We start from the raw sequence: 23,521 nt of genomic DNA on the forward strand, positions 1-23,521 counted from the left end.
ATTATGACTCAATCTCCTACGACAATATCCCTCGATCGCATTCTCGAACAAAATGCCGAATCTGTACTGATTTGGGCGAACAACATATTTTCAGGTCAAACCACCGAACCACAAGGGTTTAACTGGCTATTATTAGCCGATGTTGCCTCGGCTAAGGCTCGAAAAGGTCAAAATGGTTCCGGTTTGTGCGATCGCAAATGGGCAGAAGTAGCAATCGCAATTTACGATCGCAAAGCCGATGATGCCGATCGGAAAAAACCAGGTAGTGGCGAGTCTTTTACGATTTCCTCAATGATGTTGCGGGCTGCGATGATAGAAAAACAGGAAGTAATTTCCGATCATCCTGTTCTCGATGTTAACTTAATTTTAGAATGGTTTTGGGATCACATCAAAGAGTCGCAGGAAGATGTCGAAAAAAAGGCTGCTAATTGGAAAACGCTACCTATTGCAGAAATTCGCGAGTTAAGAAAACTTAAAAATCGATTGAAAGTTATTGCAGCACTTTCTGATACTGATAAATATGTTTTAGATGAAAAACTCAACACTTGGCTTTTACTACGCGATAAACTACCCTAAAAGTGCGATCGATCGCACCATCACCCAACAACTTCTCATCGCGCCGGCCATAATACGATCGGGGAATTATGCAAAAGGGAGGAAATCACTATAGTCCTGTTCCTGCCAGAGATGCACCGATAAAAATTCTCTCACCCCTCAAAACATGGCACAACAACTAGCAATAGAAACTCGCGGGAGCGCGAAACAATTCGATCGCCATATAGCAGTCAATGACATCGATTTGCAAGTAGTCGTAGGCGAAGCCAACAGTTAACGGTATTCCCATGCCCCATGCCCCATTCCCCATGCCCCATTCCCCATCTAGGAGTGTTTTATGTCAGAACAACAATCAAACGAGCCAATGATTTTTAGCCGCTTTGCAGACTGGTGCAGGCATATGGACAGTCTTTCAGAAGGGGCAAGACACACAGTTAAAGTGTTGTTAAAAAAGGCTAGTACTGATGACGCTGAAGAAGCGGAGCAGATACTTTCAAGCATGACAGAACTGGATCTCAGCGGCAATGAACTTACCGACTTCAGCAATCAAATTACCGACATCAGCTCCCTCGGCTCGCTCACCAATCTGACAACACTGCATCTCAACAACAATCAAATTACCGACATCAGCTCCCTCGGCTCGCTCACCAATCTGACAACACTGGATCTCGGCGAGACTGGAATTACGGACATCAGCTCTCTCGGCTCGCTCACCAATCTGACAGAACTGCATCTCTACAACACTCAAATTACCGACATCAGCTTTCTCGGCTCGCTCACCAATCTGACAACACTGCATCTCGGGTTCAATCAAATTACCGACATCAGCTTTCTCGGCTCGCTCACCAATCTGACAGAACTGTATCTCGGGTTCAATCCAATTACCGACATCAGCTTTCTCGGCTCGCTCACCAATCTGACAGAACTGGATCTCGGCTACAATCAAATTACCGACATCAGCTCTCTCGGCTCGCTCACCAATCTGACAACACTGTATCTCAACCACAATCAAATTACCGACATCAGCTTTCTCGGCTCGCTCACCAATCTGACAACACTGAATCTCTACGGCAATCAAATTACCGACATCAGCTTTCTCGGCTCGCTCACCAATCTGACAACACTGGATCTCAGGTTCAATCAAATTACCGACATCAGCTTTCTCGGCTCGCTCACCAATCTAACAACACTGCATCTGGACAAGAATGAAATTACCGACATCAGCGCGTTGCGATCGCTCACCAATCTGACAACACTGCATCTCAACGGTAAAATTACTGACATCAGCTCCCTTGGCTAGCTCACTAATCTGATAACATCAATCCCCATGAATTTTCCGTGAAGACTTGATATAGCAGAAGGAAGAAGGAAGGCACTACACAGATTAACACTGCTTTAGGAGCATAATTTCAAGCATTTAAAAACCGGCAGAAAAAAGAAGGAAGGCACTACACGGATCAACACGGATACACGGATTAAAGGGTGCGCGTATCAGATGTCATACCTAATCAGCTATCTGGAAGAAGGAAGACTTAATATTACCAAGGATTTCAGCTATCGAGAATGTCCTTGTTTTAATTTCAGAAACGAGATGACAATTCCTGGAAGAACGAGCTAGGCTAGCTGTAGACATCTATTTCGATCGAGATTTACGCACGGGTGGCCAGAAACCGGGTTTTTTGTGAGAAGACGCGTTATAGCCCGTAAAAACGACAAAAACCCGGTTTCTTTGGTTTTGATGCGTCTAGGACTGTTCATGCCAGAGATTACCCGATCAAATTTCTCTTACCCTCCAAACATGGCAAAACAACTAGCAATAGAAACTCGCGGGCTCACGAAACAATTCGATCGCCATATAGCCGTCAATGACATCGATTTGCAAGTAGCAGCAGGCGAAGTATGCGGACTGATCGGCCCCAACGGTGCCGGCAAAACTACTTTGCTGCGGATGTTGGCGGCGGCTGAGGAACCGACTACAGGGGAAATTTATATCAATGGAGATAGGTTGTTGCGCGATCGATCTCACCCAATTCTCAAACAGCGCATCGGCTTTCTTCCCGACGACTTTCCCCTCTACGACGACTTGACTGTTTGGGATTATTTAGACTATTTTGCCCGACTCTACAACCTCCAGCAACCGCGCCGCCGAGAGCGAATCAACTCCGTGTTAGAACTCGTGCAACTCACCAACAAGCGCAACAGCTTAATTTCCACCCTCTCGCGGGGGATGAAACAGCGCCTGAGTTTGGGGAGAACTATTATCCACGAACCGCTGTTGCTGTTGTTAGACGAACCCGTTTCCGGCTTAGATCCGATCGCCCGAATGCAGTTCCGCGAAATTATCAAAGTTTTGCAAGAAGCCGGCATGACCGTAGTCATATCATCTCACGTCCTCAGCGACTTAGCCGAACTTTGTAGCTGGGTGGGTATCATGGAACTCGGATATCTGGTCGAAAGCGCACCTTTACAAGAACTTTACAAACGCCTCAGCCGCCAGCAAATTTTCATGTCGGTTTTAGGAAATAAATTAGAAGCGCTAACATCGGCATTAAAAAACTTTCCTTGGGTGGAAAATTGGGCAATAATCCCGGAAACTCAACAGGTGTGCGTTGATTTTTCAGGAAGCCCGGAAGATGCGGCAAATTTATTACGCGAACTCGTCGCCGCCAACATTCCCCTAACCGAATTCCACTGCACTCAAGAAGACTTAGAAACCATCTTCCTCAAGATGGGACACCAGCAAGCATCATAATTTGCTCGTTTCCGGTTTACCAGAATAAACAGTGAGTTATAACTGAGTCGTCACCCATTCCTAATCACCAATAACCAATGACACTCCACTTACTAGACAAAATAGGCAACTGGAATCCCCAGTTATTTCGAGAAATCAAAGGTCGCTTGAATATTGGCAATATGGCGATCGTCTCTGCCCTTTCCCTAAGCGGTCAACTGCTGCTGTTCATGTATTTCAGCGCCCAGATACCCGTTCCCCCTGCTAATGGGGAGTACACTTACCCCATCTATCACAGATTTTGCATTTTCAAAAATGCCAGTTCCTATGAGAAACAGTGCGTCAGAGATGCCTTGGGCAACTTTGCCATTGACTGGTCGCAGTGGTGGTTAGAGATATTCATTTGGCTGAGCATATTGAGCGTGTTAGCCCTATTAGTAGCAGGGACTTATCTGCTGGTCAGCGACTTAGACAAGGAGGAACGCCGCGGCACCCTCAACTTTATTCGCCTCAGTCCCCAGTCTGCCAAAACAATTTTTCTCGGCAAAATTATGGGCGTCCCTATTTTACTGTATCTAGCAGCAATTCTGACAGTACCGCTGCATTTGTACGCTGGATTAGCCGGTCAAATACCCCTGAATGAAATTTTATGTTTCTACATAGCAGTTGCAGCTAGCTGTGCTTTATTTTACAGCGGTGCGATGCTATTTGGATTGACAACCAGTTGGTTGGGAGGATTTCAACCTTGGTTGGCTAGCGCTACGGTTTTTGTGGTGTTTGGGATTTCTTGGCTCCCGCTCACGCGAGCTGCTTGGGATGTGTTACATTTTTTGTCTCCCCTTGCTATCCTGAGATATCCGCTTTTTCGAGTTGATAAAACTGATTTCGATTCGTTAGTTGAAAACTTAGACAAGTTGCAATGGTTTTACTCGCCAGTGGGTACAAATATTGCGAGTGGCATTGCTTTGTGTCTCTTGGTTTGTGGTACAGGAACCTACTGGATGTGGCAGGGATGGCAGCGCCGCTTTCCAAATCCCAGTGCTACAGTTTTGAGCAAGCGGCAAAGTTATTTGCTAGTTATCTGCTGTCAGGTAATATTTTTAGGGTTTGCACTCCAATCAGACCCCCCAGCAGGCAACGGTAATCTCCTCTGTTTACTTATCTTGAATTTGCTGATGTTCTTAGCTTTAATTGCAGCTTTAACATCTGACAGACAATCATTGTACGATTGGGCGAGGTATCGGAAACAAATTGTTCCCAGCAATCAGAAGCTGTGGCGGCGCTACCCACTACTCGATTTAATTTGGAGCGATAAAAGTCCGGCTGTAGTTGCGATCGCCATCAATTTACTCAGCTCAGTAATAATTTTAACACCTTGGGCGCTGTTGGAAAAACCTGAGAAAAATGGATTTTGGGGTCTAATCCTCTGCCTGAATCTTATCCTAATTTACGCAGGCATCACCCAACTATTCCTATTTACAAAAACCAGAAATCAGGAAATTTGGGCCGTCGGGACAGTCGGCAGCGCTATCTTGTTGCCATCTGTGATTTTATCTATGCTATTGCTCACCCCAGAAAAAGCTCCTCTTTTGTGGTTGTGTTCAACATTTCTTGGCGTTTGGTTGTTGCCGTCTTTGGCACCCGTGTCAGGAAATACGATTTTGCTATCCATACTCAGTCAGTGGACTGTCTTGGTTTTGTTGAACTTCAAATTGAGGTCACAACTGAAACTCGCAGGGGAATCAGCTTCTAAAGCACTGCTGAAAGCTTGAAAAAGCAGGGGAAGGGTTCAAACGTGAAACTTTGATTCAGGCAGGGGTTTAAACCCCTGCCTGAAAGCTTAAGTCGTCTGAAAACGACTGTTCAACTAACTTATTATGCCAATTCCGCATTTATACTCCACTTTATATTGAGCGATGGTGATCGCCGCTACACACACAAAGCCCACCTTCGCAGGCTTTAAGATTAAAGTTGAAAAATAATTTCTGACTGTACAGATCCAAAATTATAGAGTCAGCGTATATTACTAATGAACGCAGTACAAAATTTCATAGGTTCGCACCGCTAAAAATTTCAGCTTGCCTGTTTGCAGTTGAGCTGCGATCGCCCTTGGCTACACAGCCAACTATAAAATACGGTTAAGTGATCTGTATTTAGGAGTGGGTTTATTTGAATCGGGGGGCGGGTTTATATATCATTTTAGTTGCGTGTAATACTTTTATTGCAACCCACCCCTAAAGCTGAAAATAATAAAAACTATCCTAAAAGTGCGAATTTGTGATATTTTAACTGAGAATACCGCCGCCGTTAGGCCACGGAAGTATAAAATTTAGAGGGTGATTAGAGCATGGCAGACATTAGAGGCACCGCACAAGCAGACTTGCTAGCAGGAACTCCTGAAAATGACCTGATTTTTGGTTTGATGGCAAATGACACTATTGCGGCAAACTCTGGAAATGACAGCATTTATGGAGGAAAACAAAGCGATTTAATTGAGGGCAATTTAGGTCAAGATTCGCTGTTTGGAGATTTAGATAACGACACTATTAACGGCGGTGAAGATAACGACTTTTTAGTGGGCGGAAAAGGCAGCGATTCTATATCGGGAAACTCCGGCAATGATGTTTTGTCAGGGGATAGAGATACTGATATCCTGATAGGGGGAGACGGGGCAGACGTATTTGTTTTGAGGCGCTACGCAGAGGCTGACCCTTTCCGTACCAGCGGCGGTGTTAATTTGGCAAATGCGGACGCGATCGCCGATTTTGCACCCGGTACAGATTTAATCGGTTTGGGGGAAGGTCTCAGTTTTAGCGACTTAAATATTCTCGAAGCTGGAAACGATACTGTTATTCAAGACCGGGTGACTGGAGAATTTCTCGCTACTCTCAGAGGGGTGAGACAAAGTGCGATTAACCAGGCAAATTTCACTAATACTATTAGCAGCGTTGTTCCCAATCCCCCGCCTCCAGCGCGGACAACGGCTTATGCTTTAACTCCTGCTAATCGGATTGTCGGTTTTAGTCTTTCCAATCCCGGAAGTGTGATCTCAGATTTGCCCGTGACTGGATTGCAGCAGGGAGAAAGTTTACTGGGAATTGATTATCGGCCGGCTAACGGTTTGCTTTACGGTGTGGGTTCTAGCAATCGCTTGTATACTATCAATCCGAGAACCGGGGAAGCCAGTCAAGTCGGTAGCGGGCAGTTTGCTGTTCCCCTAACTCCGGGGGCTGCAGGTTTTGATTTCAATCCGACGGTCGATCGAATTCGGTTTGTCAATCAAGCCGATCAAAACGCCCGCCTCAACCCGGATACCGGGGCAATTGTGGATTTTGACACGCTGGCGGGGGGAATTCAACTCGACGGGAATTTGGCTTACCGGGCTGGCGATCGCAATTTTGGCAGTTCTCCGGCTGCCGCTGGGGCTGCGTATGTGAATAACTTTGCAGGGGGAACTTCGACAACCCTGTTTGTAATTGACAGCGATTTGGATGTTTTGGTGCGCCAAGATCCGCCGAATAATGGGGTGTTGAATACGATCGGATCTTTGGGAGTTGATGCTACTAGCGTTCTCGGCTTTGATGTCAGGAGTATTGGCGGCCGCGAGGTGGCAGTGGCGGCGCTGGAAGTTGGGGGCGTTTCGGGCTTGTACAATATCAATTTAAGTACCGGTCAAGCTTCTTTCGCGGGTCAAATTGCCGACGGGAGACAGATTAACGGTTTGGCTTTGCCTTTGCCTACAGCTTACGCTTTAACTGTCAGAAATGGCGCTGAAACAATTGTCGGTTTTAACGAGGCGGCACCGCGGGCAATTCTCAGCGACGTGGCAGTTACAGGGTTGCAGCCGGGAGAGAGTTTGCTGGGAATTGATTTTCGCCCCGCTAACGGTGTGTTATACGGTGTGGGTTCTAGCAATCGCTTGTACGCGATCGACCCGGTGACTGGGCAAGCAAGTTCAGTCGGTAGCGGACAGTTTGCTGTTCCCCTAACTCCGGGGGCTGCGGGTTTTGATTTCAATCCGACAGTCGATCGAATTCGGTTTGTCAATCAAGCCGGTCAAAACGCCCGCCTCAACCCTGATACTGGGGCACTTGTGGATTTTGACACGCTGACGGGGGGAGTTCAACTCGACGGGAATTTGGCTTACCGGACTGGCGATCGCAATTTTGGCAATCCCGGCGCGGCTGGAGGGGCTGCGTATGTGAATAACTTTGCCGGGGCAACTTCGACAACGCTGTTTGCAATTGACACCAATTTAGATGTTTTGGTGCGTCAAGATCCGCCGAATAATGGAGTGTTGAATACGATCGGGTCTTTGGGAATTGATGCTGGGACTGTTCTCGGCTTTGATATCAGGAGTGTTAACGGTAACGAGACAGCTTTGGCTGCGATCGATGTTGCCGGAGTTTCCAGCCTGTACAATATTAATTTGACGACTGGTCAGGCTTCGATCGTCGCTCAAATTGGCGACGGCAGGGGATTTAAAGGTTTGGCACTGACTTTGATTTAACTGCTAGATTCCCAGCGATTTTAGGCATCAATTATGTACTTTTTAGGTAGAAACTTGAAAGAAACTCAACTTTTCTACAATCTGAAATTGTCAGTCTAAAATCGTTTGGGCAATTCCAAATTCCCAATTTGAGGTAACATATTATTTTGCCAACCAAGATAATATGTTATCTCAAGTTTTTTACTTGCTACGTTCCCGCAGTGACGGCAAATATCTGTCCGCGAATCCCAATCCAGATGCGGCAGTGAGTTACCTGCTGATGTTTCGCGAAGACTATGAGGCTTTGAGCTATCTCAACGCCCACGCTGCTGATGTTGCCGATCGATTCGGAGTAGAATCGATTTCCGGTTCTCAGGTAAAAAAGCTACTCGAACGTTGGGGATTTAACGGTGTGGGCGTTGTTCAAGACCCGCTGTTACCCAATATTGAGTTTTTATTGACAAAGGATTGACAATTGACAAGATTTGCCATTCACCCGGTTTCAGGAAGAAATCGGGTTTTTTTGTCAAGTTTTGAGCCGATCGCCCGATCGAGCTTGTACACTTCTGTGCCCCATATCTAGTGCAAATTGTCAAATATATTAACCTTTTACCCTAAATCTGAATCCTGTTGTATATTCGTAGTCTGTTGATATATTCCGACACGTCAGTACACAACCTATGGTTCGAGAATTAGAGCGATCGAGTGCCAGCGAGAAACGCAACCTGTCCGATTTCCCCGAAACAGCACCCGCAGCCAATCCAGTATTTTTCAGGACGTACAGCCGCCGTACCGAGACGGGAAGGGAGACTTGGGCCGAAGTGTGCGATCGAACAGTCAAGGGGTTGCAAAAGCTGGGAAACCTCACCCCCGAAGAAACACAACTGCTGCACCGGATGCAAAACCAGCTCAAAACCCTCGCTTCAGGCCGCTGGCTGTGGGTAGGTGGCAGCAAATGGATCGAACAACCAGAGAATTTTTCCGGCGCATATAATTGCTCCTCAACAAATATTCTCGACTGGCGTTCGTTTGGTTTGTTGATGGATTTGGCAATGATGGGCTGCGGCACTGGGGCAGTCTTGGAACCACAATATATCAACCAACTGCCGCCGATTCGCAACCGTTTAACCCTAACCATGCAAGGCGAAATCGGCTCTACACCCGCCCAGTCGCGCCGTGAAGAAACAGAAGTAAAAATAGCCGAAAAAACCGCAACTATTTATGTCGGAGATTCTCGCCAAGGTTGGGTAAAATCCTATCAAAGTTTGCTGGAATTATCCACAGATGAAAGATTGGCCGGAGAAGTTCAAGTATTCATCGATTTGAGCGATGTTCGCCCGGTGGGAGAACCTTTAAAAGGTTTTGGCGGAGTAGCAAATCCGGTGAAATTGCCCGATCTTTATCAGCGCTGCGCCGCTATTTTGAATAAAGCTTTAGGGCGGCAGTTAAATTCAGTTGAATGCTGCGTGTTGATTGATGAAGCAGCGGTCACAATTGTTGCCGGCAATATTAGGCGAAGCGCGGGAATTCGTCAGTTTTCTTTCGATGACGAACTAGGGGCAAATGCTAAAAATAATTTGTGGCAACAAGATGATAAAGGCAACTGGAGAATAGATCCAGAACGCGATGCCCTTCGAATGGCCAACCATACGCGAGTTTTCCATACCAAACCTACACTAGAAGAATGTATTGATGCTGTCCGCAAACAGTATTACAGCGGCGAAGGTGCGATTCAATGGGCCGGCGAAGCTGTAGCTCGATCTAACGTTGATTTACTTTCAACACCGAGTCTTAAACTTGAGTTTTTGAAAGCTTACGACGAAGGAAAAGCTAAAGATTGGTTGCAGGAACGCTATCCTAATATGACTGCGGAAGAATTAGAGCATCGGTTAGTCCGCATGGGCTTAAACCCGTGTGGTGAAATCATCGGCTCTAATTTTCATTGTGTCAGTGGCGACACTCTGCTAATTACTAGAGACGGACTGCATAAAATAAAGGACGTTGTTGGAACTGAAATCGAAATTTGGAATGGTAAAAGATGGAGCTGCGTCACACCATTTAAGACAGCGAGTGATACTTGTGGCGGGCGACGCAAACTTTATCGTGTAAAGTTTGGTGATGGTACTTATCTGGATGCCACAGAATATCATCGCTTTTTTGTCAAGGATCGCTTTGGTAAAGTTTACAGAGAAGTTCAAACCAAAGACTTGATGGATACAAGTCGATATAGCATTCATACTGAACCTTTTACAATTCAGTATGAAGATGGGTTGAATATCGATTCAAGTTATGCTTACACTTTGGGAGTGGCTGTAGGAGATGGAACTACCGACAAAAATGACAATGCGAAAGTTCGACTTTACGAACAAAAAATGGCATTATCAGTAGCAGGAAATAAGTTTCCTGAAAGAAGCTATGACTATTTACCTGCTTTTACCGATGTAACTAACTTGAGCTTTTCTGGAGAGTTGCTGAAAAGTTTGAAAGTTAACCCAGAAGCACTAAATGTAATTGCGAGCTGGAATCGGCAAGCAATTTTACATTTTATTGCTGGATTAGCCGATACGGACGGCTCGAATACCCACAGTAATGGTATCAGAATTTATATTTCTGACCGCGCTCGCGCTTTCAGAGTTCAGTTACTTTTGACCAAATGTGGTATTCGTTCGTCGCTAAATCTTTGCGCTCATCAAGGATCAATTACTAATTACGGTGTCCGAAGTCGGGATTTGTACTACTTGCAAATTACTGACTGTGGTGAAATTCCTTGTCAGCGGTTAGATGTGAGCAAAGGGACGAATGCTAAACACAAAGGTAAATGGCAAGTGGTCAGAAGTGTCGAAGAATTACCAGGATTGCACGATACTTACTGCTTCAACGAACCAGAGTTTCATAAGGGAGTTTTCGGCAATACCCTAGCGGGAAACTGTAATTTGGCGGAGGTTCACCTCAATCAAATTGATCCTTACAATTTCAAAGAACAGGAGGAAGCTTTCACCGCCGGAGCTCTATCTGTCGCGGTACTTCTCAATCACACATTTCTTGAACCCCGCTATCAATACAGCCGCGAACTAGACCCGATTGTCGGCGTATCTTTCACGGGATTGTTCGATTTCTTCGTTCATGCTTTTGGCGTTGAGTGGCTGCGCTGGTGGGTGGAAGGCCGCCCGCAAACTCCGCAAGGAATCGCTTTTAAACAGCGGGAAGAAGAGTATTTGAGTGGTTGGCGCGAGATTGTGAATCGGGTAGTATGGGATTATTGCGATCGCCATTCCTTAAAACGCCCAAATCGCTGCACAACGGTTCAACCATCGGGTACTAAATCTCTGCTGACAGGTGCTTCGCCGGGGTGGCACCCGCCGAAAGCCCAGCGTTTCATTCGCCGAATCACTTTCGGCAAAAACGACCCCGTAGCCCTCGCCTGCATCGACTACGGATACAACGTGATTCCGTCTCAATCTGACAAAGATGAAAACGGCAATTTGCTGAACAATCCCTTCGACGAACGCTGTACAGAATGGCTGGTAGAAATACCTGTTGCGGTAAGTTGGGCTGACTTGCCCGGTGCTGATGAAATTGACATTAACAAGTTCTCAGCGGCGGCACAAATGGACTTTTATATGCAGGTGCAAAAGTTCTATGTCAGACATAACACTTCAGCCACAATTGAACTGCGCGAAAATGAAGTTGAAAGTTTGGGCACTCGGATTTATGAAGCGATTCGCGATGATGAAGGCTACATTTCCGCAGCGCTTTTGGCTCGGTTTGATGCTCTTGAAACTTTCCCGCGTCTACCGTTTGAACCGGTGAGCAAGGAAATTTACACCAAGATGGTGGAAGAGACTTTAGCGCGCCGCGAAATTGATGTTTTTCATGCGGCACTAAGTCGCTATGACTTAGGTGAAATGATGGATTCGGGGCCGGCGGGCTGCGATTCCGATAAGTGTCTGATGCCGGAGACTAAATAGATTTAGCGATCGGCTTAAGTATGAGAAATCCCCTGACTTTGGGGATTTCTTTTTTTTGAGTTGCACAACAATGCTAAAGCCTTGATTGAGGCTGTTCTGGAGAAGAGGCGATCGCTGTTTGGTCGTGAGACGGGCGATCGCTTTTCAGGGGTGAGAGTGCGATCGCTCTTACAGCCAAAATTGTTTATCCCCAAAAAAAACAATCTGACTCCCTCCCCATGTCCGGGAAGGGGTTCTTTGAGAATTACCGATCGAATGTTCTGTAGCAAGTGTCAGCTTGCTGGGACTCTAGCAGGTCGGGGTTAAATATCACCGCGAATTTCCCGCCAGGAACCAAGCGACGGAGAATCTCTAGAGAACCGTCCGCATCCGATCGAGTGCGGAACTGACCAACTGTCAACCGCTGCATTTTGGGCAGCAAACGAACCAGCACCTAAGGGTAAAGTCGTTCTTTGTAAGGCATAATAAACTTGTCTCCATACGTATGGGAGCCAGAGCCAGTGCTGATAGGTTGGTAGCCGGGACGCACTGGCTTTCTGACGAATGTGATGTTCTCCTCTCATACTACGGACAAATTGTGGTTAAGTCAACTTAACCAGAGGAATTCTGAAATTGGATAGTTAATGAGTAGTGTGGGGGAAAAACTCAAACAGCGACGCCAATCGCTTTCTTTGACGCAGCAGCAAGTTGCTGATGAATTGGGCGTGAGTGTAACCACTGTGAAAAATTGGGAAGCGGGCAGACATATTCCAAAACTCTATCTCGAACAGACGAAAGCATTGTGCGACCTCCTGAAGCTTTCCTTAGACGATTTGGTAGATTAAATTTTTTTAATTTTGGTAACTAATAGCAACATGATAAGAGGTGCAATTCCCGATGATATTCCCCATAATTTACAAGAGCAAATACTCCTGCAAGACGCTAAGGCTCAACCTGCCATCATGATTCAAGGTGGCTCCATGAGACCGCTAGGAGATGCTCCCAGATTGGTTGCCAACTATGGCGGTCAGCCTGAAGATTGGTATAAAATGGCTAGTAACCAAACCGCGATTATCGAAGGAGCTGTCGTTGAAATCCATTGGTATAGAAATGCCCGCACTCTCCTAAATGTTGAGTACAAAATTAAACGTACATACCCCAAAATAGCACCTAAAAACCAGTGAGGTTAATATACTATGAAGATTCGCTGCATTGCCAACGAAGGGGCTTATTTGCCGGAAAATTACCTAAACCCACCGTTAGATATCACCAAAGAAACTGAATTTAAACTGATAGTAGGTAAAGAGTATATTGTCTATGCTATCTCTGAATGGCAAGGTAATTTATCATATTATATTTGCGACGAACGCTATACTTATTATCCCATACACAATCCAGCCCCGTTATTTGAGATAGTAGATGCCAGATATTCTCGATATTGGCAAGTGCAATTAGCAACTAACGGTTTGTTAGAGATTGCTTTTGAGCATTGGTTTTCCATACCTTGTTTTTACGATAAACTAACTGACTCAGAAGCAGAAGCTGTTTTGATTTTTGAGAAAATGAAAGAACTCATGGACGCTGAAGCTGCAATTCCTCAACCCCAACCTTTCTCAGTTGAAGAATTGCTCGCGATGCCTCCATTGCAGCCGGATCAACTAGCAAAAGTCCCTGGTTGAAAGAATAGATTATTCGCCGATTGGAAATGGCTTTTGACCTCAAATTCGTATCTGGCTTTGATCGCCCCTGGAATGCGAATTCGAGGTCAAACTACACAAACGAAGTCTACTCCTACTGGACGAGGAGAAAAGATTGAAATTGTGCGATCGCACTTTTCTCAACCCTTCACATAATAATCCCGCGTTCCCTTCGCATTCATCGCTTCTCCGAGTCGATTTAACCCGTACACGTAAGCAGCAGTTCTCATGGAAACTGACAATTCCTGAGATTTTTTCCAAATTGCTTCAGTTTCTTCGACCATTTTATGCTTCAACCGCTCGTTGACTTCCTCCAGCGTCCAATAAAGTCCGCTGCGATTTTGCACCCACTCAAAATAACTAACCGTTACACCTCCGGCATTGACTAAAATATCAGGGATTACTTGAATTCCCCTCGCTTCTAAAATTAAATCAGCAGCAGAATCAATCGGCCCGTTAGCTACTTCAAAAATAAACTTAGCCTTAACATCATTAACATTGGCTTCCGTTATTTGATTCTCCAAAGCTGCTGGAACCAGCACGTCTACATCTAATGCTAAAAGTTGCTCATTTGTCAAGATTTCGTGTTCGACAATATTGCAAACTGAACCTTCGCAGTAAAGAGCTTTGATACCTTTGTTAGAGTCTTTAAAGCCTCGAATACTGGGGATGTCCAGCCCTTGTTTAGCATAAATTCCCCCTTGGGAATCGCTGACAGCAACAACTTTGTAACCTGCTTTCCATAGCAGTTCTGCTATTTCTGCACCTGCATTACCAAAACCTTGTACTGCTACAGTTGTATCTTGAGGATTTAGATCAAATTTGGGTAAAATAGTTTGTACTACAAAAAAAGCACCCATTGCTGTTGCCGTATCTCGGCCCAAGCTGCCGCCGATTGTCACTGGTTTTCCAGTCACAACCGCTGGAGAAAGCTGCCGCTTAATAATATTGTATTGATCCATCATCCAACCCATAATCATGGGATTGGTGTAAACATCCGGCGCGGGAATATCGACATCCGGGCCGATGAAATCTGCGATCGCATCGACATAGCCCCGGCTCAACCGTTCCAATTCTAGTTTGGACAATTCCTTGGGATTGAGAGTAATTCCGCCCTTGGCTCCTCCAAAAGGCAAGTTCAAAACTGCACATTTAAAAGTCATCCAAAATGCTAAGGATTGCACTTCATCAAGGGATACTCCCGGATGATAGCGAACTCCTCCTTTAGAGGGGCCTCTGGTATTGTCGTAGCGCACCCGATAACCTTGAAAAATTCGCAGGGAACCGTCATCCATCCGCACGGGAATCGATACAACTAAACTGGATTTGGGGTGTTTCAGCCTTTCAATCGTATCCTCGGAAAGGGACACATATTTTAAGGCTCGTTCTAATCGGCGGCTGGCATCGGCAAATAATGAATCAGACATAAGAAGTTAGTTGACTGTTGACTGTTGTTAGTTGACTGTTGTCAGAGAGAAGAAGGCTTTGGGTGCTTAAGCTAATTTAATCACAATCCTGGTTGAATGCTGCCTCTTTTCTTCTGACAACAGTCAACAGTTAACAGTCAACTACCTTGTGTCGATCGACAATCTCGCCGTGCCAAGCAGCGATTAAGCAGATACACTTACAATAGAAGGTGATATTTAACCTCAAGCCGCAATTTGAGTTCGATCGCTCAAATCACAGCCAGCCATCAGGGAAATTAAATTCTGAAATAGATCGAGGCTTTCGCTGACGTTAGAAACTGAATTATTATTATGGTTGGACTCCTAGCCGCACTCTCAGCGTCTGCGGCAGGGGGTATGAGAATTGCCCTGCCCCTGCTGTTAATTGGTTTGTTGCGGATTGACAAACTTTGGTCGGAAATACCCTTACTGTCGGGGGTTCCCCCCCAGGTGGCTATCACCATCTTGGTGAGTTGGTCGCTGTTAGAGTTATTTGCTTCTAAAACTTTTGTGGGACAGCGGGTACTGCAAATTGTGCAAATTATTTTCAGCCCCTTTGTAGGAGCAATTATGGGAATTGCGATCGCTCAAGTAAGTTCGATCGATGAAATTATTGCTCACCCTTGGATGCTGTGGATAATTGGTATTGTCGGAGGTTTGTTGGCTTTAGTGCTGCAACTGGTACAAGCAGGATGGTTTTATCGGCTGCGGGGTTTGCCGATTTGGGTGATTTTCCTCCAAGATGTTCTGTCCATTTCCTTGGTTTTGTTTGCCTTTGACGCACCACGGCAGGGAGGGTTAGTTGCGATGATGCTGCTGTGGCTGGCAATTCGCAGTTCTAAAGAGTGGTATCGCTGGTACAAAAGTCAGGGAATACCGGGCGATAGGGGAAATCCCCGCCGCAGCAAGCGCGATCCTGATTAATTATTGATTAGTTATTGGTAATTAGTTATAGCCTTTCGAGCTCTCATATGAGGTACTATAGGGCATAGGACATAGGGCATAGGGCATAGGGCATAGGGCATAGGGCATACCTCACTTTTTTAAGAACCGCTGTATATCGTTTACGGTTGTTTCGGAATTATTTAACCGCAGAGACCGCAGAGGGCGCCCAGGAAGAGAAGAGAGAGATGAATAATTCCGATACCAACCGATTTGATATCATCAGTCCTTTGTAACAACAGTCAACAGTCAACAGTCAACAGTCAACTGTCAACAGCCAACTGTCAACTGTCAATTTAAAGCAGTCCGATCGAGTGTAGCGGGCCCTGACCCGTAATTAACTCCAGCAATAGTGCCACAAAACCAATCATCGCCACACGACCGTTCCACACTTCCGCCCCCGTGGTCAAACCCCACTCCCACTGCTCTTGAGGGTACATTTTCACTATCTTGGAAGGGCGTATAACATCAGAGAATTTAACGCTGGGAGATTCGATCGACTCGATGACTAAATCGGCCAAGGCTTCAATAAACACCGGATGAGTATTCAGGGCGGGCACTCGGTAGAAATTTTTAATCCCCGATTCTTCTGCTAATTCTCGATACTCCATGTCAATTTCTTGCAGAGTCTCGATGTGCTCGGAAACAAAACTAATCGGAACTACCAACAAATCTTGGACTCCATTTTCTGCCAATTCGGTAATCGCGTCTTCGGTGTAAGGTTTGAGCCATTCCACCGGGCCAACCCGACTTTGATAAGCTAGAGTGTGTTCGTTCGATCGGTTCAAATGTTCCATAATCAGACGAGTGCAATCTTCTATCTCGCGCTGATAGGGGTCTCCAGCCTCTTCTACGTAGCTGAGGGGGACGCCGTGGGCGCTGAAAAAGATGTGAACTCGATCGGGATGAGGATTGTGGTCTAGTTCTTGGGCTATCAGTTCCGACATTGCCTGAATGTAGCCTGGCCGCTGATACCAAGAAGGAATCGCGGTATATTCGATATCTTTGAGGGCTGGATCTTTGCCCCACATTTCTTCTAGCTGCCGGAAGCTTGAACCGCTGGTGCTGATGGAAAATTGAGGATACAGCGGCAAAATGGTCAAATGTTCGATGCGATCGCGCTTAATTTTGGCGAGTGCCTCTTCAGTAAAAGGATGCCAGTAGCGCATCCCCACGTATACTCGAGCATCCTGTCCCTTAGACTGCAAGAGTTCTTGCAGCGAAGCGGCTTGTTCCTCGGTAATCCGCCGTAAAGGAGAGCCGCCACCGATTTGGCGGTAGTTTTCCTGGGATTTTTGAAAGCGCAGGGTCGAAATCAACCAGGCGAGCGGTTTTTGCATCCACGGAAACGGAATGCGAATGATTTCCGGGTCAGCAAACAAGTTGAACAGGAAAGGACGGACATCCTCGATTTGATCTGGCCCGCCCAAGTTTAATAGCAATACTCCCACACGACCCATAGCGGTTACAGCTCTCCCAATATCTCAGTTCTGTTACTTATCTTTATCATATAACTTAATAATATCTTAAGTCGATAGCAAGGTATACATAATTTTGACTGTGGCAACAATTTTTAGAGATTTAAGTTATCGGTATCAGTGACTCTACGATGCGATCGCGCGTCTTGCTGCTTTGAGCGTAGGTGGCGATGCTCGTTTGGGTCAACTAGCCTGGGAAAATTTGACCGTCAGCGCCGAAACTAAAGTTTTAGACCGTTGCTGCGGTAGCGGTCAAACTAAGCCATTTATGGTGCAATATTCCCAGGATGTCACAGGGCTTGACGCTTCGCCATTATCTCTGCAAGGGGCAAGGAAAAATGTACCATCAGCCAATTATTATTTAGAAGCTTTTGCCGAGTCGATGCCTTTTCCCGACTGTCAGTTTGACACGAGTACACAGCAGCGTTGCGATGCACGAAGTGCAACGGGCGCAATTGCGACAATCTTTCAGGAAGTATACCGCGCGGTCAAGTCCGGTGGTCTATTCATTTTGGTAGATTTTCATCGGCATACAAATCCGGTATTTTTGCCTGGGTTGGCTGTATTTTTGTGGTTATTTGAGACTGAAACTGAATTGGGGAGTTTGTTGGCAGAGGTGGGATGGCGATCGTACAATTCCGAAGAAGCTCAACAACCCAAAATTTATGCTGGCGGCAGCATTCAAGTAATCCAAGTTCAAAAGTCAGTTGACAGTTGTCAGTTGACAGTTGACAGTTGTCATTAGTGCGCGGGGAAGAAACCGGGTTTCTACGAATTTTGGGTTGAGTGACGATAAATCTCGGCAGAAACCCGGTTTCTGAGGTCGGCGCGCGCATCTTACTATACTTGTCAACTAATGACTAATGACTCATAACTAAACAAACTTTTTCGCTGCTGCCAAAGCCGCCTCAAACTTGAGCAACACATCCTTTTCTGTGTGAATAGCTTTCTCTTGTTCCAGCAGCGGGCGGCCAAAGCGAAAAATGCCGTCTTGCTCTACGTGGTCTACATAAGGCAGCGTTTCTGGATGCGGCAAAAATTTTCTGCCGATTGGGTACGGCGTGTGGAAAGAAAAACTAAAATCGGGAAACTTGTCGCTTTTGATTTCGAGATAGTAAAGCGAGTAATAATCTTTGGTTTCTGAGTACACGCATTCGCGGCACTTATTTACCCATTTGCGGTTCTGATAGAAAAAATCCCACTTGTCCCAATAGTAGCCATCTTTCATCATTTCCTGGTGGTCGTCGCACAGTTCTAGATATAATTTGTCAGCATCCGCCGGACGGTAGAAGTAAAGCATGGCGTAAGGCATTTCAATCAGTAACTTGACAGCTTGATTTTTTCGCTGGTACCATTCCTGCTGGTGAGTTTCGTATACTTCCTTATATTTAATTGCTTTAAAGCTGTTGAGCTGATTTTCTTTGGCCCACCGCGACGCCCAAATAGTCCAGTAAGCTAGCTGGAAGGTTGCTGAAATTTCTTCCGAACCTTGTTCTTTCCAGTCGGCTATGATTTTTTCCCAAGCTGAACTAAAAGCTACTCGTGATTGTTCGTTTTCTTCGGGCTTTTCTGTACTGATTGGGGTGGGTATTTGGCGATTATTTTTAATCAGTCCTTTGGGTTCTTTGCGCCAATTATTAATATCGGTTGGCGTTAGACTTAAGATGAATCTTCTGTCGTGAACGGGATATTCTAAATGGATTCCTGATTTGCGGAAAGAGCGGTATTCTAGAACAGGGAGTTTGTCTTGTTCTATCCACTGCTGGCGTTCTGCTGGCGAACACTTGAGTATTGTTTCTAATTCTACGGGATCGACGGCTAATTCACTTTTGAATGTCTCCCAAAATCTTTCTTGTTCGGCTGGATTTGCTTCCAGCAGGGATACAATTCGGTTGACGAGATGATCTGTTTTGTCTTGGCAATTTTCGGGAAGTCCTAAGAAGTCGAGGAGTTTGGTCTTGAGTATTCGTCTGGCAGAGATTAGCTCGGCTAACATGAGAAGCTCCAGTAGAGTCATGACTTGCGCCCTTGAATTGGCAAGATTTGCACAAGTCTTATATATCTTAATAGATTCTCCTAGGTTGTCGGCAATTGAAATGTCCGCGCTAGCGAAGCTATCCCGAACGCGGGTGCGGGCCTGTTGCGGTAGGGAATCGCCCACCAGCAGCCCCATCCCTAAGCTAATACCATTTCTCTAAAATCGTGCAACACTCTTCGACCCCCCCTAGCCCCCCCTTGCCAAGGGGGGGAACAAGAATACTGTTGCATTCTTTTTTTAAATTGGTATAAAATACTCAAAGCTAGACCAAAAGCCCGATCGACCTTTTGGCATGATTGGCTAAAACTCATATGTTGCACCATTCTCAATTAGTTGTTTAGGAACAGGCAAGATGCCTGTTCCACAAGAAAATTTATATTTTGTGGAACAGGCATCTTGCCTGTTGCTGACAATGGTGCAAGATATCAGCTAAAATCGATAATTGCGATCGCGCACCCACAAACTCACAGGCACAGCATGGCCTGTTTTGTCAACCTTTACTTCTACCACAAAAGATTGTCGCTGGTTCGTTTGAGCTTGCCTAATCTCCTGATTGAGTTTTTCCCTTTCATCCTCTGGCATATAATAAGTTTCTAAGCCGTATTCCATCAGGAAACCGTTATATTTACCCTTAATTGCGATTTGATTGGCGGGCAAATTAACGGGATTTTCCAGACTGACGCGGACGGGTTTCCAAGCTTGGGGGCGGCCGGGATTAGTCGCGGATTTTGGCGCTTCTAAGATTACATAAAAACTGGTTTGTGGCTTGACATTGTATGTATTTTGTGGACAAGCAACCCCGGGCGGACAAGGTGTTTTTTCACCGGGTAAATCTTTCCAGCCGGGGAGTTTTTGGAGATTTGTGCGATCGGAAATATTATAGCTCAAAACTTGGTAATATCCGCGCAAAAAGTCGTAAGGGTCTACGGGTACTGTTTGCAGGACAACTGTTTTGCCAGTAATAAAAGTGTAAACTGCGGTCGCGGGTACGGCGGCAATTAGTCCGATTTGCAGGAGCAAAGGAACCCACATTCGCCACGCGGGAAGGCGTTTTGCTTCGGGGGGAAGCTGAAACAGATTTGTTGTATCTGGATTTTTAACTAATAAGTCAATGTTGTTGGTGTTCATGTTATTTATGGGTTATATTGTTTGCGGTTGTTTCGGAATGATTAAACCACAGAGAACGCAGAGGGCGCTGAGTGAGAGAAGAGAGAGATGAATAATTTCTATTCATCGGGGATTTTTGCGAAGTGGCGCTCGAACCACAAACCCGCAGCAATTACGCCAATTCCGCACAAAACAAAGACAAAAGATTTGAGCAACAATCCTGTGTTATATTCAAATACTCGGCTGAGAATTTGCAGGGTGATTAATACCATGCCTCCCCAAAAAGTCTTGCGGTTTCCTAATGCTAAACCTTCTCGGATTAAGCCGACAGCGAGCAGAAATGATAAAACATTGAACAGAAAGGTCGCTAATTGCGGAATGGGAGTAAAATTGAGGTGAAAAAGCGGTATTAAGGCGCTGGCTAGGATGAAAATGCCGATCGCACTTGTAGTCAAATCCACTGCTTTTTGTTTTGGTCGCCGCAGTTCCAAACGTCCCAAACGCAGCCACTCAAACACTGTGAAACCGCCCAAAACAACCACATTTGCCAGCAAAATCCAATCGAGTTCAGTTGGTGCAGGAGTCGGCGAATCTTGCCAAAAGCCGTAGAAAGAAAGAACATAAAATACACCGGCGAGAAACAGCAGTGCTAAACTGCGGGCGGTAGGTTGAAACAGCCTGCTGTGTACCTTCGGCCACATTGCATCGTCGTATCCCCACAGCAAAGCGGGCGGTAGGGCGCAAAAAATTGCTGCACCCCAGGTTGGATTTAACCCTTGGACGATAGAAACTTGTAAGGAAAAAATTATCGCGATCGCACTTATGGCAAAAATAGCACGCGATCGACACCAATAAGCCAGCGGCACAAACATTATACTGGCTGCGATCGGCATTTGCCGCACCAAAACTTCCAGCCAAGAAAACTCGACTTTGGAAGACCAATCTAACACGGCAATCCAATAGCCTAAACCGACTAAAAGTGCGGACAAAACGCCCAAGGAAGTCAACCGCAAACTGTAAGCCATTCCGAGCACGCCGATTCCCCAAGTGAGGTAAAGTCCGTAGGAAGAACCGCCAATGTGAAACATTTGCGCCATCAAAGCCATATTTGCTCCTAAAATCAGAGCTCCTAACAGCAACAATCCTTGACCTAGGAGTTTGTTTCGCCCTATTGTTATGGGCAAATTTAGATTGGAGTTTTGGCTTCGGGATGGGGGTATGCGCCACAGATAGAAACCTGCTGCATTGACTGCTACGAAAAGACTTAGCAGCAGCGCAACTCTCACTTCTCGCGACCAAACTTGCCAGTTTGCAGCTACAAAGGTGATGACTCCTATACCGAGGAGAATGCCGCCGAGACTCATCAGAATGCTGAGGAAACGGTTGCGGGAGGCGGTTTCGAGTGTGTTGAATTGGTAGCGTTCGGAAAGTTGTTGGTAGAATGAAGTATCGATGAGTCCTTCTGCTTGCCAGAGTTTGGCTTGTTCGCGCAACTCCCGTCGAAATTTATCTGAAATCATTGTTTATATTCCAGAGGATTTGAACTGTGATAGTTTTTAATATGTCACTTGTGGGTTGATTGTCGATGGAGGCTGGGACACCTGCTGAACTAGCACAAAAGTCTTTTTTGGGTTTTGAGGTTAGTTTCAATCCCTAATAGGGGTTTAGTTTGATTGCAACGATTGATTTATTTTTGATGGTGCGTGTAAAATCTTTGTTTCAATCCCTGATAGGGATTTAGGTTGATTGCCACCGGGAAAATGTAAGGGTTCTGGGATTGGGAAATTGTTTCAATCCCTGATAGGGATTTAGGTTGATTGCAACACGAGACGCTAAACGCTGAGCGTAACTGCTGGCGTGTTTCAATCCCTAATAGGGATTTAGGTTGATTGCAACATCCATTGTATTGATCGTATCCTGGAAATCGTCGTTTCAATCCCTGATAGGGATTTAGGTTGATTGCAACGCTATCAATTATTTCATTCAAGTTGTTAGCCGATTGATGTTTCAATCCCTGATAGGGATTTAGGTTGATTGCAACAAAAGCTGCCCATAAATCGCAGATTATTACAACTGGTTTCAATCCCTGATAGGGATTTAGGTTGATTGCAACTAGCGACCACTTACGATCGCCCACACTCCACCGAGTTTCAATCCCTGATAGGGATTTAGGTTGATTGCAACCGTAGAGGGGTTTATCAATAGCCGCATAGGGAGTTTCAATCCCGGATAGGGATTTAGCTGGATTGCAACCAGACTGCCTTATTATTTTGAGCCGGGTGAGGTTGCGTTTCAATCCCTAATAGGGTTTTAGTTTGATTGCGGCTTTAATCAGTGTAGAAAGCGTGGCATAGAGCTTTTTTAGTTTCAATCCCTGATAGGGATTTAGGTTGATTGCAACAGTTTCGCAAAAATTCCCGATCGACATTGTGCAGCCGTTTCAATCCCTGATAGGGATTTAGGTTAATTGCAACTCTTCTCAGATAATGCAGATATCCCGAATAAAAGTTTCAATCCCTGATAGGGATTTAGGTTGATTGCAACTGTGTATCGTATGAATCTTTCTCAGTGTTATACGATGGGTTTCAATCCCTGATAGGGATTTAGGTTGATTGCAACATGATTATTATTACAGATATATAAGCGATAGTATGTTTCAATCCCTAATAGGGATTTAGGTTGATTGCAACGTATCTTTCAGCAACTGGTTGGGCGGAAGCTGTGTTTCAATCCCTAATAGGGATTTAGGTTGATTGCAACTCAAAGAGTCGCCGTTCATAGCTAAAGGATACGTGTTTCAATCCCTGATAGGGATTTAGGTTGATTGCAACTATATCGGAGCGTACAATTGCGCTTCTGTTCCAGTGTTTCAATCCCTGATAGGGATTTAGGTTGATTGCAACTTTTTTAACCGAGGTTCCCCCGAATAACACGGTTGCCAGGTTTCAATCCCTGATAGGGATTTAGGTTGATTGCAACGTGATCTGCAAAATCAAAACCGATTCAACCGGATGTTTCAATCCCTGATAGGGATTTAGGTTGATTGCAACATTGTGAGCATTATCAATAATCGGTGCAAGCACAGGTTTCAA

At 45.5% G+C, this 23,521-nt stretch carries 19 protein-coding genes, 1 pseudogene and 1 CRISPR repeat array (1 of these 21 only partly in view); of the genes and pseudogenes, 15 read left to right on the plus strand and 5 right to left on the minus strand.

All coding sequences use genetic code 11. The features are described from left to right. The first annotated feature begins 3 nt into the window (after positions 1–3). The 13 genes and pseudogenes from QUB30_RS03060 (at position 4) to QUB30_RS03120 (ending at position 13,575) form a co-directional block, all read left to right on the plus strand. A complete protein-coding gene (locus QUB30_RS03060; RefSeq protein WP_333328879.1) occupies positions 4–576 on the plus strand; it encodes a hypothetical protein in 573 nt (190 codons plus the stop codon). A 145-nt stretch (positions 577–721) separates the two neighbouring features. Continuing rightward, positions 722–820 (plus strand): annotated as a pseudogene (locus QUB30_RS03065) (ABC transporter ATP-binding protein); the annotation flags it as partial. A gap of 72 nt (positions 821–892) precedes the next feature. Next, positions 893–1,855: a leucine-rich repeat domain-containing protein gene (locus QUB30_RS03070; protein WP_333328882.1), complete on the plus strand. Its 963-nt coding sequence runs from the start codon at positions 893–895 to the stop codon at positions 1,853–1,855. Positions 1,856–2,353: 498 nt separating this feature from the next. Next, positions 2,354–3,307 carry an ABC transporter ATP-binding protein gene (locus tag QUB30_RS03075; protein ID WP_333328886.1) on the plus strand — a complete coding sequence of 318 codons (954 nt, stop codon included), beginning with the start codon at positions 2,354–2,356 and terminating at the stop codon, positions 3,305–3,307. Positions 3,308–3,384: 77 nt separating this feature from the next. Next, complete coding sequence (locus QUB30_RS03080) at positions 3,385–5,058, plus strand: hypothetical protein (protein ID WP_333328889.1); 1,674 nt, start codon at positions 3,385–3,387, stop codon at positions 5,056–5,058. A gap of 575 nt (positions 5,059–5,633) precedes the next feature. Continuing rightward, positions 5,634–7,796 (plus strand): DUF4394 domain-containing protein, encoded by a 2,163-nt coding sequence (locus QUB30_RS03085; RefSeq protein ID WP_333328892.1) that lies wholly within the window; start codon positions 5,634–5,636, stop codon positions 7,794–7,796. A gap of 163 nt (positions 7,797–7,959) precedes the next feature. Then, the gene (locus QUB30_RS03090) at positions 7,960–8,247 is read left to right on the plus strand and encodes a hypothetical protein (protein ID WP_333182683.1); all 288 of its coding nucleotides are present in this window, start codon (positions 7,960–7,962) and stop codon (positions 8,245–8,247) included. 208 nt (positions 8,248–8,455) lie between these two features. Next, positions 8,456–11,743: a ribonucleoside-triphosphate reductase, adenosylcobalamin-dependent gene (gene nrdJ, locus QUB30_RS03095; protein WP_333328895.1), complete on the plus strand. Its 3,288-nt coding sequence runs from the start codon at positions 8,456–8,458 to the stop codon at positions 11,741–11,743. Between the two features lie 60 nt (positions 11,744–11,803). Next, positions 11,804–12,049 (plus strand): hypothetical protein, encoded by a 246-nt coding sequence (locus QUB30_RS03100; RefSeq protein WP_333328898.1) that lies wholly within the window; start codon positions 11,804–11,806, stop codon positions 12,047–12,049. A 317-nt stretch (positions 12,050–12,366) separates the two neighbouring features. After that, positions 12,367–12,567, plus strand: a complete 201-nt coding sequence (locus QUB30_RS03105; RefSeq protein ID WP_333287255.1) for a helix-turn-helix transcriptional regulator — start codon at positions 12,367–12,369, stop codon at positions 12,565–12,567. Between the two features lie 30 nt (positions 12,568–12,597). Beyond that, positions 12,598–12,906 carry a hypothetical protein gene (locus tag QUB30_RS03110; RefSeq protein ID WP_333328902.1) on the plus strand — a complete coding sequence of 103 codons (309 nt, stop codon included), beginning with the start codon at positions 12,598–12,600 and terminating at the stop codon, positions 12,904–12,906. A 12-nt stretch (positions 12,907–12,918) separates the two neighbouring features. Continuing rightward, a complete protein-coding gene (locus QUB30_RS03115) occupies positions 12,919–13,401 on the plus strand; it encodes a hypothetical protein (protein WP_333328905.1) in 483 nt (160 codons plus the stop codon). A gap of 33 nt (positions 13,402–13,434) precedes the next feature. Then, positions 13,435–13,575 carry a hypothetical protein gene (locus tag QUB30_RS03120; protein ID WP_333328908.1) on the plus strand — a complete coding sequence of 47 codons (141 nt, stop codon included), beginning with the start codon at positions 13,435–13,437 and terminating at the stop codon, positions 13,573–13,575. Here the strand turns inward: QUB30_RS03120 and QUB30_RS03125 are convergent. Then, positions 13,560–14,846 carry a Glu/Leu/Phe/Val dehydrogenase gene (locus QUB30_RS03125; RefSeq protein ID WP_333328911.1) on the minus strand — a complete coding sequence of 429 codons (1,287 nt, stop codon included), beginning with the start codon at positions 14,844–14,846 and terminating at the stop codon, positions 13,560–13,562. The two genes, QUB30_RS03120 and QUB30_RS03125, sit on opposite strands and share 16 nt — an antisense overlap. Positions 14,847–15,176: 330 nt before the next feature. Between QUB30_RS03125 and QUB30_RS03130 the strand changes: the two genes are divergently transcribed. Further along, the gene (locus QUB30_RS03130) at positions 15,177–15,788 is read left to right on the plus strand and encodes a DUF4126 domain-containing protein (protein ID WP_333328914.1); all 612 of its coding nucleotides are present in this window, start codon (positions 15,177–15,179) and stop codon (positions 15,786–15,788) included. Between the two features lie 314 nt (positions 15,789–16,102). Here the strand turns inward: QUB30_RS03130 and hemH are convergent, their stop codons facing one another. Then, on the minus strand, positions 16,103–17,266 hold the full coding sequence (hemH, locus tag QUB30_RS03135) for a ferrochelatase (protein WP_333328918.1): 1,164 nt from the start codon (positions 17,264–17,266) through the stop codon (positions 16,103–16,105). Between the two features lie 172 nt (positions 17,267–17,438). Between hemH and QUB30_RS03140 the strand changes: the two genes are divergently transcribed. Further along, complete coding sequence (locus QUB30_RS03140) at positions 17,439–18,029, plus strand: methyltransferase domain-containing protein (protein WP_333328922.1); 591 nt, start codon at positions 17,439–17,441, stop codon at positions 18,027–18,029. Positions 18,030–18,158: 129 nt separating this feature from the next. Here the strand turns inward: QUB30_RS03140 and QUB30_RS03145 are convergent, their stop codons facing one another. From QUB30_RS03145 to QUB30_RS03155, 3 genes are all read right to left on the minus strand, one after another. After that, positions 18,159–19,280, minus strand: coding sequence for a hypothetical protein (locus tag QUB30_RS03145; protein WP_333328925.1), 1,122 nt, complete (start codon positions 19,278–19,280; stop codon positions 18,159–18,161). A gap of 471 nt (positions 19,281–19,751) precedes the next feature. Continuing rightward, positions 19,752–20,450, minus strand: coding sequence for a GDYXXLXY domain-containing protein (locus tag QUB30_RS03150; protein ID WP_333328929.1), 699 nt, complete (start codon positions 20,448–20,450; stop codon positions 19,752–19,754). 98 nt (positions 20,451–20,548) lie between these two features. Further along, positions 20,549–21,949: a DUF2157 domain-containing protein gene (locus QUB30_RS03155; protein ID WP_333328932.1), complete on the minus strand. Its 1,401-nt coding sequence runs from the start codon at positions 21,947–21,949 to the stop codon at positions 20,549–20,551. A 123-nt stretch (positions 21,950–22,072) separates the two neighbouring features. After that, positions 22,073–23,521: direct repeats of the CRISPR family, unit length 37 nt; unit sequence GTTTCAATCCCTGATAGGGATTTAGGTTGATTGCAAC (it continues 30 nt past the right edge of the window).

It is taken from the genome of Microcoleus sp. BROC3, assembly GCF_036702515.1.
GTDB lineage: Bacteria > Cyanobacteriota > Cyanobacteriia > Cyanobacteriales > Microcoleaceae > Microcoleus.